We start from the raw sequence: 13,190 nt of genomic DNA, 5'->3' as shown, positions 1-13,190 counted from the left end.
GAGATGGCAATGGCTTACGTAACTCTGGGTTCTCAGCGCTACAAGGTAGAGCGCGCCTGGACTCAGGCGGACATCAGCAGTATCACCAGTGTGGCGGTGCTGGCTGATGGGCGCATCGCCGCCTTGCTGCGTCGCCCGGCCTGCGTGCTGGTGCTGGCACCGGATGGGCAGGTGTCGGCGCGCTGGCCCCTGGAGGAAATCCTGTGTCCGCACCATATCAGCGCCCGGCCGCAAGGTGGGGTGCTGGTCACGGATCTGGACGGGCATCAGGTTCTGGCGCTGGACGCCCAAGGCAATGAGCAATGGCGTTTGGGCAAACCCGAGCAGCCTCGCTGGCAAGAGCCCTTCAACCATCCCACGCATGCTGTCGAGTGCGCCGATGGGGGCTTATGGGTCACCGATGGCTACGGCAATACGGTGGTCCATCGCTTTGACCCGCAACGCCAATGGCTGGCGGCATTAGGCGCGCCGGGCTCTGGTCCCTTGCAGTTCAGCACCCCCCATATGCTGGCCTGTGCCGCCGACGGCTCGGTCTGGGTGGCTGACCGTGAGAACAACCGTGTCCAGCACCTGGATGCGCAAGGCCGTTATCTGGGCGAGCTGCGCCCCATGCACAAGCCCATGGCGGTAGCTGTGCAAACAGACGGTACGGTGTTAGTTAGTGACCAAACGGCCAGTCTGTCCTTGTTCGATCCGGATTCGGGCACCTTGGTGGGGCGTTGCCGGGTACAAGGCGTGTACGGGCACGGCCTGTCCGCCGGTTTGGATGGGCGCATTTATATAGCGGAAATGTTGCCGGATTGTTTGACCTGCTTACAGCCTGCTTAATTGTCCACAAAGCAGAAGCAGTAATCGGCGCTATGGAGGCTCTCAGGGTAATTTCCCTTGTTCGTAAGGACGTAGTGTAGAACGCGGCTCTGCTTGCCCGATCTGTTGGAAGAAGGATTGCACTATTTTCGCGATCTTGTTGGCCAGGAGAGGTGGGACTGCATTACCTACCTGATGATATTGCTGAGTCCTGTTGCCCTGGAAGAAGTAGTTATCCGGGAATGTTTGCAGACGGGCTGCTTCCCTGACTGTCAGGCTGCGGCATTGGCTGGGATCGAAATGAATAAAGTAATGCCCGTCTTTAGATATATGGCTGGTTACGGTGGTAGCAGGCAAGTTTCCAAGTTGCACACGGAAGCGATCAGCAAATTTTCCGCTTTCCCAGTTGTCATGATTAGGGCGTAAACCGTCGAGTGTGAAGTCCTTATGTCCTTTTGGCGACCGTCCGACTACCTCAGCAAAAGCAGCAGCGTATACGTATCTGCGCAGATCACTCGTCATATGGCTACGCGCCTCGTGATTGAGCCATACAGTGAGATGCTCGTCCTCATACCAGCGATCGAGTTCTGATCGATCGGTACATGCTGATGAACGTTTGGGCATTCTCAGACCGCCTCGGGGAAGGACCTTGATGGTCTGGGATGTGCGTTTGAGTGCTTCCCTGATCCGGGTCATTTTTGGTCCTTCAATCAAGGACGCTGCATGTTCCAGCTCAACGAGGTGTTGGACGACAGTTTTTTTCCATTGTTCCGCATTATCTGTCTGCCTGCTTAAAGCGCTACGCAAGGGCGGCAAGTTGCCAATCGCATCCGAAACCGAAACGGGAGGTTCGACTACCAAGCAATCTGGCTGTATACCGAGTTTCAGAATATCTTCACGAATTCCCATGAGAATGACGCGATGTCGAGCCTGTGGAATTCCATGCTCTTCTGCCTTGACCACAAAGTCATGAGCGTTGATGGATGCAGGGTCGTCACCTCGACCGAAGGTTGTTTGACAGGACAGGGAGTAAATTCGATAGCCTTGGCCGGAGCATGGGGATTTCAATGCCGAGTCCGGATCCGTCAAGTCTTGCAGGATGGAGTGAAAGATCCGCTGCCCACCAACAGAGGAAGAAAGTATGCCCTTGACATTTTCCATGATGAAGACGGCAGGGCGATGTTTTTGCAGGATCCGCAGGTATTCCTTATAGAGAAAATGACGATGGTCCTCCTCTGGTATGTAGTCTACCTCTCCCCGATTTCGAGCTCTTCCGACAAGCGAGTATGCTTGACAGGGAGGGCCTCCTATCAGGACCCATGGTGTGCGCGAATCAATGCCCGCCTTGCTGATTTGCTCATCTAGCTTTTGATTATCGGCAGGTTTGCCAAGCGTCAGCCGCTGTGCTTCTGTTCCCGCTTCATCCCATATGTCCCGATTGCTAGCATCATAGGGAAGTGGCGTCAGCCCATGACAATATTGATAGTATGACTGCAGAAACTGGTCAGATTGCCGGCGCTTTAATAGACGGAAGAATGCCCTCAGTCTTAGTGTCGAGTGTGCTGCTTCATCCATTTCAGCGGACACCGCAATGCGGAATGGCTCGTCGGGCAGCGATGAAAAGCCTTCGCCCAAGCCGCCCGGGCCAGCAAAAAGGTCAACGATTGGAATTGGTTTTGTAAGTTTTTCGAAGTTCACTACAGTCTGCTTTGCTAAATGGATACCACAAGAATTTATCCAGGATACCAGGAACCATGGATGTAGTCGATGTTGCTACCCGTTCAAGAATGATGGCGGGGATACGCTCAAAAAACACACGGCCGGAAGTTCGCCTGCGGCGATTTCTGCACGGAAGAGGTTTTCGATACCGTTTACATGCCAGGAATCTGCCTGGAAGTCCTGATATTGTGCTCTCCAAGTACCGGGTTGTGATTTTTGTACATGGATGTTTTTGGCACCAGCACTCAGGGTGCAAGTACGCAACAATGCCACACAGTAATAAGGAAAAGTGGCAAAAAAAATTTGCGGACAATGCTGTGCGTGACCAGAGAAATATGGATGACCTGATCGCGGCGGGCTGGCGCCCGATTGTAGTTTGGGAATGCGCGTTGCGAAACAAAGTCCCGGATCAGGATCTAGAGTGGATTATTGCCGAAATTCTGGCTGGACCGTGGAACTGAGCAGCTCCGTGCATGGTATCGATATTGGAAAGCTTTCATGCAAAGCATGAAAAAGTAGTCGGCGCTATGGAAGCTCTCAGAGCAAATCCATTAGACTATGCGCATGAATACGTCCGTGCCTCTGTATGTTCGTACAGATTCCTCCGGCCAGCTGCAATTGCTAGGCGATTGGTCCTTGCGTCACTACGAAGCGCTGCAAAGCAGTTTGCGCTCGCTCAGTGACAAGCAGGGCCGTTGGTCTTTGGATTTCAGCGAATTGAAGTCCCTTGACACCACGGGAGCTCAAGTTCTCTGTGAATGGCTGGGTGCCGAGCGTGTGCAGGCGGCGCTGGACAGTGCTCAAGGCTTGTCCAAAGAGCGCCATCAATTATTGCAAACCGTTGCCAAGGCGATGAGCCGCATGGACCATGAGCAGTTGGTTCCGGCGCGTTGGGGCATTACAGATTTGTTCGAGCGCGTGGGCCTGTCCATGGTCCATATTTCGCGCAATGTGCGCGAGCTGCTGGGCTTTATCGGCCTGACGCTGGAAACCCTGATTCTGAACATGCTGCGGCCCAGCCAGTGGCGCGTTACGTCGATTGTGGCGCAGCTGGAAGAGACGGCCTTTAACGCCGTCCCTATCGTGGCTTTGCTGACTTTCCTGGTGGGCGCGGTGATCGCGTTTCTGGGGGCGACGGTGCTGGCGGACTTTGGTGCCACCATTTACACCGTAAACCTGGTCGGCTTTTCCTTTTTGCGTGAATTTGCGGTGCTCTTGACTGCTATCCTGATGGCAGGTCGCACCGCCAGTGCCTTTACCGCGCAGATCGGCTCCATGAAAGCGAACGAGGAAATCGACGCTTTACGTGCCCAAGGCTTGAATCCCATGCTGATTCTGGTCATTCCGCGTGTACTGGCCATGTTGCTGGCCATGCCTATTTTGACTTTCGTGGGGATGGTGGCCGGGATCTTTGGCGGTGGGCTGGTTTGCGCCCTGATTCTGGATATTTCACCCACCATGTTCATCAATATCTTCAATCAGGATATTGATTTGCGGCACTTTGTGCTGGGCATGGCCAAAGCCCCGATCTTTGCCTTTTTGATTGCCGTCATCGGTTGTCAGGAAGGTTTCAAAGTGACCGGTAGTGCGCAGTCCGTGGGTGAACATACGACCTCGGCAGTGGTGCAGTCCATCTTTATCGTGATCCTGATTGATGCGCTGGCAGCACTGTTTTTCATGGAGATGGGATGGTAGAGGCCACCGCTCGTCCCATTATTCAAGTACGTGACCTGGATAATCGCTTTGGCGATCACGTCGTGCACGAGCATCTGGATATGGATGTGTATCCCGGTGAAATCGTGGGCGTGGTGGGCGGCTCCGGCACGGGCAAGTCCGTGCTGCTGCGCTCCATTCTGGGATTGCGCCCACCTACTGGCGGCACAGTACGCATTTTTGATCAGGAAATAGGCACGCTGTCACCCGAAGCCCGTTCGCGGCTGGAGCGTCGTTTAGGCGTGCTGTTCCAGCAAGGGGCTTTATTCTCCTCGCTGACGGTGGTGGAAAACATTGCCATGCCCCTGATCGAGCATATTGGCTTGTCCCGGTCTTCTGCAGAACATATCGCTGCCATGAAAATGTCTCTGGCGGGTTTGCCGGCCAACGCGGCCACCAAATATCCGGCAGAGCTGTCCGGTGGCATGATCAAGCGTGCCGCTCTGGCACGTGCTCTGGCGCTGGACCCGGAAATTCTGTTTCTGGACGAACCCACTGCCGGGCTGGACCCGGTCGGTGCGGGGGATTTTGACCAGCTTATTTTGACCTTGCGCGATGCGCTGGGATTGACCGTGTTTCTGGTTACACACGATCTGGATACGCTCTACACCATCTGTGATCGAGTGGCCGTGCTGGCGCAAAAGCGTGTGCTGGTTAACGACACATTGGCGCGTGTAGAGCAAGTTGATAACGACTGGATCCGGGAGTATTTCCACGGTCCACGGGGACGAGCCGCCGAACAGGCCCAAAACCGTCGTCAGGAGCATAGTTAATGGAACCGCGTGCCCATCATGTATTGATCGGGGTCTTTACCTTGGTAGTGGCTGTGGCTGCTGTCCTGTTCTCGCTTTGGCTGGCCAAGGCGGGGCAAGATGCCGAGACCCGCGATTACGATATTGTCTTTCTGGAAGGTGTGCGTGGTCTGTCTCGTGGCAGCGCCGTGCAGTACAACGGCTTGCGGGTTGGTGAGGTGCGCTCGCTGCGCCTGGATCCGCACGATTTGCAGCGTGTGCGTGCGCAAGTGTCAATTCAGGCCGCGATCCCTATTCACGAAGATACCCAGGCGCGCCTGGCACTGGCCGGCATTACCGGCCAATCCGTGATCGAACTTAGCGGGGGGACACCCAATAGCCCCTTGCTGGAAGCCACCGGCGATGGCCTGCCCATGATTGTGGCTTCGCCTTCCCCTCTGGCCCAGTTGATGGCCGGTGGTGAAGAGTTGATGACGCAAATTTCCAAGCTGCTGGAGAACGCCAATACCTTCTTGTCGTCCGAAAACTCCAAGTCCCTGTCCGCCAGTTTGCAAAAGCTGGAAGCCTTGATGGGCCAGCTCTCGACCGCTAGCGAAGGCGTGCCATCCCTGGTCAAGGAGTTGTCCCAGGCCAGCCAGCAAGCCACCACCTTGCTGTCGTCTACACAAGGTCTGGTAGACCGCCAGGGCACGCAAGCCATGAATGCCATCCAGAAATCCATGGAGGATTTCAGCCGTGCCACACAAAGCTTGAACAAGCTTTTGGAGCAGAATTCGGCCGCTATTGGCCGGGGTGCTCAGGGTCTGACCGAGATCGAACCCGCCTTGCGTGAATTGCGTCAGGTGCTGGCCGGTTTCCGTGCCGTCACCTCCCGTCTGGAAGATAATCCAGCAGGCTACCTTTTGGGTCGCGACAAATTACAGGAGTTCACACCATGATGCCCACTGTTGTGCGTCGTTTCTTGCAGATATCGCTAGTCGGTCTGGCCGTCTTGTCCACCGCCTGTTCGGTCCTGCCTCAGGCCGAATCCCTGACGTATTATCAGCTTCCCGCTACCAGTTTGAAGGCCCAGCAAGCGCCCGCTTCGCATAAGAGCCTGATTATTCAGGTGAACCGGCCCCACGCCGAGCGCCTGCTGGCCAGCTCGCGCATTACGGTTCTGCCTCAAGGTAACGAGCTAAGTGCCTACAAAGGCGTACGCTGGGGCGACGATGTGCCCGCCTTGTTGCGTAATCGACTGGCCGATGCCTTGCGTGACTCGGCTCAGTTCCGGGCGGTGGTGCTGGATACCGAATCTGTCATCGCTGATGTGGAAGTGGGCGGGACGTTGGGAGCTTTTCAGGTCGAATATATTAAGGGCGCCCCACGGGTACGGATTCAGTTTGATGCGTTAGTGCGCGATCAGCGCTCGGGCCAGTTGATTCAGACCCGTCGCTTTGTCGCTCAACAGGATGTTGTCGGCACGGCCGTGCCACAGGTGGTTGAAGCATTTGGGCAGGCCACGGATGCCTTGTCCTTGCAGGTCAGCCAATGGTTAGCTTCTTTAACGGTCCAGGCTAATACTCTTTAATGACATGTACGAGTCACGTGATGAGCCCCTGATTACGGGGTGGCAATTTGCCAAGCGCCTGTTGGCGCATGCCCTTATCGGCATTGTTTTCGTGGCCTTTTCTCTGATGCTGGGGGCATTGGGCCATATGTGGTTTGAAGAGAATGTGCACTGGCACGATGCCGCCTTGAATGCGGCCATGATGGTCGGTGGGCTGGGGCCGATGGCCTTGCCTGAAACATGGGCTGGCAAGGTGTTCTTTGCCATTTATGGCGCGTATATCAGTCTGGTACTGGCCGCGACTTTTGGTCTGATTATTGCCCCTGTGCTGCATAGAATCTTGCACACCTTCCATCTGGAAGACTAAGCAACAGAAAAAAGGCCCCGCTCTACGCTTTTCGGTTTGCTGCCGCCTGAGGGGGCTTTCTATTGCCTGGCTATGAATCAGCCTTGTACCCGTTCCTGCTCCAACTTGGCGATCAAAGCGGGTAGCTCGTCCATGCGGCGGAAGGTGTCACGCACACCCAGGCGGCGCAAATCCTCCTCCTTATCAGGAACCGGGCAGTAGCCCAGCACCGTGGCGCCTGCGGCCAGGCCTGCACTTGCGCCAGTCACGCTGTCTTCCACGACCAGGCATTGTTGCGGGTCAACGCCCAGCCCTTGAGCGGCGGCCAGATAGACATCCGGGTATGGCTTGTTGCGTGGCGTTTCAGCGCCGCTATAGATATGGGTGCCGAAGTAATCCAGCAGACCAGTCTGGCCCAGTTGCAACACCAGCTTGGCGCGGTCAGCGCCGGACGCGCAGGCAATCATGCCGGGCTTGTCGCGCAAGATCGCATCCAGCGTGTCCTGAATACCGGGAATGGCCATGACTTCATTGGTCAGTGCGTGGTTGCGGCGCATGCGAAAGGCCATCACCCATTCCATATCCAGATCTTTACCTGTCATCTTGCGCACGGTGGGCAGCTCGTCGGGTAGCGCCTTGCCAATGAACCAGTCATAGCACTGCTCATAAGTCATCACCCAGCCTTCTTCTTGCAACATATCCCGCAGTACACGAACCGTGATTGGTTCGCTGTCTACCAGCACACCGTCACAATCAAACAGCACAGCGGAAAATGTCATGGGTAATACCTTTTAAGCCAATAAAACTAGAAGTCTGTGATGATACAGCAGGCCGTCCGCATACAGAATTCAGGTGCAATATCGGCGCCAGACCTTATGGGTCCGTAGCGTGCTTAGTGAAAACCCCGACTTATAAATAATTGATTATTGATATATTTATATCTAAACTAAAATTTCATAACAAACCTTTCTGCGGAAGTTCCGTCATGGTGAATAAAACAACTCGGGTGGTGGCAGCGGCCTTGCTGGCTTTGGGAATGGCTGGCGCGCAGGCAGCGGAAGTAACGCTGAAAGCGGTATCTGTCTTTACGATGGACACCTTCTTTACCAAGCGCTTCAAACAGTTTGTGGACAAGGTCAACGCAGAAGGCAAGGGCCTGGTGCAGATCAACGTGATTGGTGGTCCAGAGGCCATTCCTCCTTTCGAGGTAGGTAACGCGCTACGTTCCGGCGTGATTGATTTTGCCAATACCACAGCCGTATTCCACGCCAATCTGGTGCCTGAAGCATTGGCTTTGACGCTGACAGAAAAACCCATGAGCGAGCTGCGTCAGAACGGCGGCTACGAGCTGATGGACAAGATTCACCGCGAGAAAGCCAACATCACCTGGCTGGCTCGTACGACAGATGGTTTGCAATACCACATCTATACCAACAAGCCTGTGACCTCGGCAGACCTGTCGGGCTTCAAGCTGCGTGGCGTGCCTGTGTACCTGTCCTTCTTCCGCGAAATTGGCGCAACGCCGCTGCAGATTCCACCGGGCGAGGTCTACACCGCGCTGGAGCGCGGCGTGGTGGACGGCTATGGCTGGCCTTCCGTAGGCGTGATGGAAATGGGCTGGCATGAAAAGACCAAATACCGTGTCGAGCCAGGCTTCTACAACGTGGAAGTGGGTTTCTTCATGAACCAGAAGAGTTGGGAAAAACTGGACGAAGACCAGAAAGCCTTCATGCGCAAGCAAATCGAGTGGATGGAGTCGCAGAACGTGACAGAACACCAGATGGCAATTGATGAAAAAGCGGCTACCGAACAAGCCGGTGTGCAAGCCTTGGTTCTGGAACCTGACGTAGCTCGTGCCTTGCGTACCAAGGCTTACGAAGCAGGCTGGGCCGGTATCGATAAATCCAGCCCCAAATACGCCGCGCAACTGCGCGAACTGTTTGGTGGTTATCAGCCTTAAACAAGATTGCTGATTACGTAGTTTTTGACAGTGGACATTGCGCCCTTGGGGACAGTGTCCACTTTTTGATGGTGCCATACGGGCGGCAAGATGCCCGCTCTTTCAGTGACTTTGATCTGCGGAGAAGACGCGATGTCTGCTGCAACTGCCCCGGAAGGCCAGCCTTCCAACACGACCTGGGGGCGTCCTTACGCTCTGTTAATGAACGCTTGCGGAGCCGTTGCGGCGCTGACTTTCGGGCTGATGAGCCTGCTGGTTTGTGCCGACGTGGTGCTGCGCAACCTGGGTTACGACGCGCTGTCCACCAGCGTGGAAGTAACCGAATACATGCTGATCATTGCCACCTTCGTGGCAGCGCCGTGGGTGCTGTACCTGGGCGGCCATATCCGTATCGACGTGCTGTTCAACAATCTGCCCACGTTTGTCCAGCGCTTGCTGGACCTGATCTCCAACCTGCTGGGTCTGGTGGTTTGTGGTGTGTTGGCCTGGCAATGTGCCGTCGTCGCTCTGGATGCTCACGAGCAAGGAGCCATGGTATTTAAAGCCCTGGTGTTCCCGGAGTGGTGGCTGAATCTGCCTTTGCTGTTTGGGGCATCCATGCTGGCGCTGGAATTCCTGCGCCGCCTGATTTCCCGTCCTGTTGAGCAAGGAGTCTGAGCATGGAATGGCACATGGCCTTGATCCTGCTGCTGGGATCACTTTTTCTCTTGATGGCCATCGGCACACCGGTGGTCTTTGCCTTCCTGTCCGTGAACTTGCTGGGCGCGTGGCTGTTTCTGGGTGAAGCGGCTGGTTTGGCCCAATGGGCGCGTAACACCACCGCCTCTATTGGCAGCTTTTCCTTAACGCCCATCCCATTATTCGTCCTGATGGGCGAGGTGTTGTTCCACACCGGATTGGCCTTTAAAGCCATCGACTCCATCGAACGCATGATCTCGCGCGTGCCGGGCAAACTGTCCATCGTCAGTATTTTGGGCGGTACGACCTTCGCTACATTGTCGGGTTCGTCCATTGCCAACACCGCCATGATGGGCGGCGTGATGCTGCCAGAAATGCTGCGTCGCGGTTATCACCCCACCATGGCCATGGGACCCATCATGGCGGTAGGCGGTATCGCCATGCTGATCCCACCTTCGGCTCTGGCCGTCATGCTAGGTAGCCTGGCGGGCATCTCCATTGAACGACTACTGATTGGCGGCATCCTGCCCGGCATGTTGATGGCAGCAGGCTTCCTGGCCTACGTGGTCGTGCGCAGCCGCCTGCGTCCGCAAGACGCGCCCATGAGCGACGAAGATCCAGCCACTCGCCTGAAAGGCTGGGCCTTGTGGAAACCCTTCGTGTTCAACGTCGTGCCATTGCTGGGTATCTTTATTGCGGTGGTTGGCTCGATGCTGGCCGGTTGGGCATCGCCCACTGAATCGGCCGCGATCGGCGTCGTGGCTTCGGTGATCGCCACCATCGCCTACCGTGCCCTGACCCTGAAAGCACTGTGGAAGAGCCTGATCGAAACTGCCAAAGTGTCGGTTGTGATCCTGTTCATCCTGGCCGCCTCCACCACCTTCGCCCAGCTGCTGAGCTTTTCTGGAGCTAGCGCAGGCTTCCTGGGCATGATCAAAGACTACGACCTGTCGCCCTTCGTGCTGGTTATCTGCATGCTCCTGGTGCTGCTGGTCATGGGCATGGTGCTGGACCAAATCTCCATGATGATGATCGCTTTGCCCTTCTTCATGCCTTTGGCTCTGGCCGCAGGTGTGGATACCGTCTGGCTGGGTGTCATGATCCTGATCGCACTGGAAATTGGCCTGCTGACCCCACCGTTCGGCCTGCTGCTGATCGTGATGCAAAGCGTGGCCCCGCCATCTATCCGCTTGCCCCACATCTACAGCGCCGCTGTGCCCTTCCTGGTCATAGAAGTCGGCATCCTGGCCCTGGTCTTGTTCGTTCCCTGGATTGCCGTGGGCTTGCCAGGACTGATCGGCTAAGACAGAGCAGGCAGTCTGAAAGCGGGACAATAAGGATGTTGTCCCGCGAAGAAAGCTGGAGTCTGGAAAAGCTTTCCAAACTAAAAAACCTCAGTTCGGCAGATGCCAAACTGAGGTTTTTTTATGCTCGATAGTGCTGACCATTTTTTGCCGCCTATTTATGTGCAGCAAAGTGATTGATGTGGAAGCGGCGCATAAAAACTTAAATGATTTTTCTGCCTGTTGCTGAGGTCGATTCTGGAGCCGAGCAGGACGCAGGCAGTGTGTGTATCGACAGCGTTCAAGTCAGTTTTTAAGGCTTAAGCGCATAAGCCGCTACGTTTTTAACCTGTGTAGTAAAGCGCACTCAGACATTGGCAAGTACGGGCTTAGGACAGTGACTGTTTACTCCCATCTTTCCAAGCAATTCCTTTCATCCAGCAGCTCCACGATCAACCTTTACTACGATCAGCGATCCCGTTAAGAACACTAAGTCGGAGCATTCAAATCCCGATCAGCAATCGTCCGATAAAAGATGCTGTGAGCTGATTGAGGGGCTGTCCCGGTGTTGGGGCGGATCAGGTGACTTGCCGCCGGCAGATAATTGCGCAGGGGTGCAAGCACCTTGCTGTTTGAGTCCGACGTTTGTGGTTTGTCCGGGGGACAAACCACCGGACGAGTTCAAGGTGCGCCCGTAGCGATTATCTGACCAGGGCACCGGCGCATAGCGCCGGCAGTTGCCAGCCCCAACACCGGGACAGCCCCTTAATCAGCGTCTTATAGCCACCTTCTTCATCGCGTCGAACAGTTGCTGACTCCAAGCCTTGCGTCATCCCGATCTCTACACGCTGGGCATCTAAACCCAACCCCATCCAATCGAGCCATTCCAAAGAAAGCAGTTGAGAAACTGCCTTTACTCTCGCACAGGATCAGCATAGATCCCGCCATCCCGCAAAGCCAAAGCGACCTTATCCCCCCGCTGGACAGCCTTATCCAGCACACGAGCAATCAACACCGGCCCCGCATCGCTGGCAACCGTAGCCAGCATATACACCCCAATCTCCTCGCCAGAGATGGCGCTACGCGTCAATTCTGTGACCACACCAGACGCACACCCCTCAGCCAGAAACTCATCCCCATGACACCTCGGACACAAGAACCGCGCCGGAAACACCCGATGATCACACTGCACACAACGAAATACAGAAGGGCTCATCACAAGGCCTCCAAAACAAGCGCGGTCGAACACATGCCATAGCGATACTCCACCATGCCGTATCCCGTGACCAAACCGTAACGAGCCTGCGCCACCTGACGCTCCCCCGCCTGACCGCTCAACTGACGCATCACCTCCACCAGTCCATGCAGACTGCAAGCAGCCCCGGCCTGCCCAGCCGACAATTGCCCGCCAGAGGTATTCAAAGGCACACGTCCCGTTGCAATCGACTCGTGAATAAACTGCTTGGCGTTATCAGCCCGAAAGAAGCCCAAATCCTGCAATTGCGCCAGAACCATGACGGGGTAGTCATCATAAATACTGAGGACATTCATATCAGCCGGACTCAGCCCCGAATCCGCCCACAAAGCCGGAGCCAAAGCCGCCAAACCCGTGCTCAAGCCATCGCCTTGCTGATCATCAATATTATGAAAACTGCGTAAAGCCTTTACCGTAATCGCCGGCTGATTCTGCGCCGCCGGATGATCCGCGCGCGTCACTATCAAGGCATTGGCTCCATCCACCACCGGCACACAATCCAACCGCGTCAAAGGATCCGCCACTTGAGGCGCATTCAAATAATCATTCAGACTCATGGGACTGCGATACGCAGCACCCGGATTCATGCTGGCCCATAGCCGCTGGCGCATCACCAGAGCTGCGTAGTCCTCTCGCTCCAAACCCAGCTTGCGCATTTGATTCGCCGTCAGCATGGCAAAGCGATGATTCGGACTGCCCGCCCCTAAAGGGCGCAAATGATCGTAAGTTGTCTGGTTGTAGTTCTCGACCAGTTGCTGGAAGTCCTTGGCCTGAAAATGATCCCCGGCCAGAATCGCAATACAGCGGGCATCACCTGCCTGAACCGCACGAATAGCGTGTTGCAGAATATTCAGACCACTGGCGCCGCCATTGCTGTCATCCATGATCCAGCCTACCTTCAAGCCCAGCTTCCAGGCCAGATCAATAGCCCGATCCGGTGCGTGGGTGAAGGAGGCTACCCCCAAGCCATCAATGTCGCTGGCCTTCAGACCTGCTGCGGCAAGAGACTGCTTGAAAGCCTGGGCCAGCAGCTCGGAGGTGCCAAGTTGACCACGCCGGGTGTAGGTGACCTCGGTTGCGCCCAGCAGGCGCACCGTGTCCAGATTGAAATTAGGCGTCATATTGAAT

14 protein-coding genes are annotated in these 13,190 nt (G+C 55.6%); 10 read left to right on the top strand and 4 right to left on the bottom strand.

Translation table 11 applies throughout. The features are described 5' to 3' along the window. Positions 1-9: 9 nt before the first annotated feature. Complete coding sequence (locus N879_RS13370) at positions 10-828, top strand: outer membrane protein assembly factor BamB family protein (protein WP_009460205.1); 819 nt, start codon at positions 10-12, stop codon at positions 826-828. Between the two features lie 42 nt (positions 829-870). Here N879_RS13370 and N879_RS13365 read toward each other — a convergent pair whose 3' ends face one another. Then, entirely contained in the window at positions 871-2,505 is a 1,635-nt protein-coding gene (locus tag N879_RS13365; protein WP_009460203.1) for a DNA cytosine methyltransferase, read from the bottom strand. Between the two features lie 56 nt (positions 2,506-2,561). On the opposite strand from N879_RS13365, the gene N879_RS13360 reads away from it, so the two are divergent. From N879_RS13360 to N879_RS13335, 6 genes are all read left to right on the top strand, one after another. Then, on the top strand, positions 2,562-2,987 hold the full coding sequence (locus N879_RS13360; RefSeq protein ID WP_021447110.1) for a very short patch repair endonuclease: 426 nt from the start codon (positions 2,562-2,564) through the stop codon (positions 2,985-2,987). A gap of 97 nt (positions 2,988-3,084) precedes the next feature. Further along, entirely contained in the window at positions 3,085-4,221 is a 1,137-nt protein-coding gene (locus N879_RS13355) for an ABC transporter permease (RefSeq protein ID WP_009460199.1), read from the top strand. Next, positions 4,215-5,012 carry an ABC transporter ATP-binding protein gene (locus tag N879_RS13350; protein WP_009460197.1) on the top strand — a complete coding sequence of 266 codons (798 nt, stop codon included), beginning with the start codon at positions 4,215-4,217 and terminating at the stop codon, positions 5,010-5,012. Before N879_RS13355 ends, N879_RS13350 begins: the two co-directional genes overlap by 7 nt. Further along, positions 5,012-5,929: an MlaD family protein gene (locus N879_RS13345; RefSeq protein WP_009460195.1), complete on the top strand. Its 918-nt coding sequence runs from the start codon at positions 5,012-5,014 to the stop codon at positions 5,927-5,929. The genes N879_RS13350 and N879_RS13345 overlap by 1 nt, the downstream gene beginning before the upstream one ends. Next, the gene (locus N879_RS13340) at positions 5,926-6,561 is read left to right on the top strand and encodes an ABC-type transport auxiliary lipoprotein family protein (RefSeq protein ID WP_009460193.1); all 636 of its coding nucleotides are present in this window, start codon (positions 5,926-5,928) and stop codon (positions 6,559-6,561) included. The genes N879_RS13345 and N879_RS13340 overlap by 4 nt, the downstream gene beginning before the upstream one ends. Before the next feature lie 4 nt (positions 6,562-6,565). Then, a complete protein-coding gene (locus N879_RS13335) occupies positions 6,566-6,907 on the top strand; it encodes a hypothetical protein (RefSeq protein ID WP_009460191.1) in 342 nt (113 codons plus the stop codon). 77 nt (positions 6,908-6,984) lie between these two features. On the opposite strand, the gene N879_RS13330 is transcribed toward N879_RS13335, so the two are convergent. Then, positions 6,985-7,665 (bottom strand): HAD family hydrolase, encoded by a 681-nt coding sequence (locus tag N879_RS13330; RefSeq protein ID WP_009460180.1) that lies wholly within the window; start codon positions 7,663-7,665, stop codon positions 6,985-6,987. Positions 7,666-7,871: 206 nt separating this feature from the next. Here N879_RS13330 and dctP point away from each other — a divergent pair, with 206 nt between their 5' ends. The 3 genes from dctP (at position 7,872) to N879_RS13315 (ending at position 10,828) form a co-directional block, all read left to right on the top strand. Further along, the gene (gene dctP, locus N879_RS13325) at positions 7,872-8,846 is read left to right on the top strand and encodes a TRAP transporter substrate-binding protein DctP (RefSeq protein WP_009460179.1); all 975 of its coding nucleotides are present in this window, start codon (positions 7,872-7,874) and stop codon (positions 8,844-8,846) included. 132 nt (positions 8,847-8,978) lie between these two features. Then, positions 8,979-9,503 (top strand): TRAP transporter small permease, encoded by a 525-nt coding sequence (locus N879_RS13320; RefSeq protein ID WP_009460178.1) that lies wholly within the window; start codon positions 8,979-8,981, stop codon positions 9,501-9,503. A gap of 2 nt (positions 9,504-9,505) precedes the next feature. Further along, complete coding sequence (locus N879_RS13315) at positions 9,506-10,828, top strand: TRAP transporter large permease (protein WP_009460177.1); 1,323 nt, start codon at positions 9,506-9,508, stop codon at positions 10,826-10,828. A gap of 892 nt (positions 10,829-11,720) precedes the next feature. Here the strand turns inward: N879_RS13315 and N879_RS20450 are convergent. After that, the gene (locus tag N879_RS20450; protein ID WP_128831671.1) at positions 11,721-12,023 is read right to left on the bottom strand and encodes a rubredoxin; all 303 of its coding nucleotides are present in this window, start codon (positions 12,021-12,023) and stop codon (positions 11,721-11,723) included. Next, the gene (locus tag N879_RS13305; protein ID WP_021447106.1) at positions 12,023-13,183 is read right to left on the bottom strand and encodes a thiolase family protein; all 1,161 of its coding nucleotides are present in this window, start codon (positions 13,181-13,183) and stop codon (positions 12,023-12,025) included. Before N879_RS13305 ends, N879_RS20450 begins: the two co-directional genes overlap by 1 nt. Between the last annotated feature and the right edge of the window lie 7 nt (positions 13,184-13,190).

It is taken from the genome of Alcaligenes sp. EGD-AK7 (genome assembly GCF_000465875.3).
Lineage (GTDB): Bacteria > Pseudomonadota > Gammaproteobacteria > Burkholderiales > Burkholderiaceae_B > Alcaligenes > Alcaligenes phenolicus.
Note: the sequence above shows the minus strand (reverse complement) of the source record. Positions and strands in the feature narration are given on the sequence as shown.

Excerpts from the sequence above, each read along its gene's own strand:
- N879_RS13370 (WP_009460205.1), top strand. The coding sequence starts at position 10 with ATGGCTTACGTAACTCTGGGTTCTCAGCGCTACAAGGTAGAGCGCGCC.
- N879_RS13360 (WP_021447110.1), top strand. The coding sequence starts at position 2,562 with ATGGATGTAGTCGATGTTGCTACCCGTTCAAGAATGATGGCGGGGATA.
- N879_RS13355 (WP_009460199.1), top strand. The coding sequence starts at position 3,085 with ATGCGCATGAATACGTCCGTGCCTCTGTATGTTCGTACAGATTCCTCC.
- N879_RS13350 (WP_009460197.1), top strand. The coding sequence starts at position 4,215 with ATGGTAGAGGCCACCGCTCGTCCCATTATTCAAGTACGTGACCTGGAT.
- N879_RS13345 (WP_009460195.1), top strand. The coding sequence starts at position 5,012 with ATGGAACCGCGTGCCCATCATGTATTGATCGGGGTCTTTACCTTGGTA.
- N879_RS13340 (WP_009460193.1), top strand. The coding sequence starts at position 5,926 with ATGATGCCCACTGTTGTGCGTCGTTTCTTGCAGATATCGCTAGTCGGT.
- N879_RS13335 (WP_009460191.1), top strand. The coding sequence starts at position 6,566 with ATGTACGAGTCACGTGATGAGCCCCTGATTACGGGGTGGCAATTTGCC.
- N879_RS13330 (WP_009460180.1), bottom strand. The coding sequence starts at position 7,665 with ATGACATTTTCCGCTGTGCTGTTTGATTGTGACGGTGTGCTGGTAGAC.
- dctP (WP_009460179.1), top strand. The coding sequence starts at position 7,872 with ATGGTGAATAAAACAACTCGGGTGGTGGCAGCGGCCTTGCTGGCTTTG.
- N879_RS13320 (WP_009460178.1), top strand. The coding sequence starts at position 8,979 with ATGTCTGCTGCAACTGCCCCGGAAGGCCAGCCTTCCAACACGACCTGG.
- N879_RS13315 (WP_009460177.1), top strand. The coding sequence starts at position 9,506 with ATGGAATGGCACATGGCCTTGATCCTGCTGCTGGGATCACTTTTTCTC.
- N879_RS20450 (WP_128831671.1), bottom strand. The coding sequence starts at position 12,023 with ATGAGCCCTTCTGTATTTCGTTGTGTGCAGTGTGATCATCGGGTGTTT.
- N879_RS13305 (WP_021447106.1), bottom strand. The coding sequence starts at position 13,183 with ATGACGCCTAATTTCAATCTGGACACGGTGCGCCTGCTGGGCGCAACC.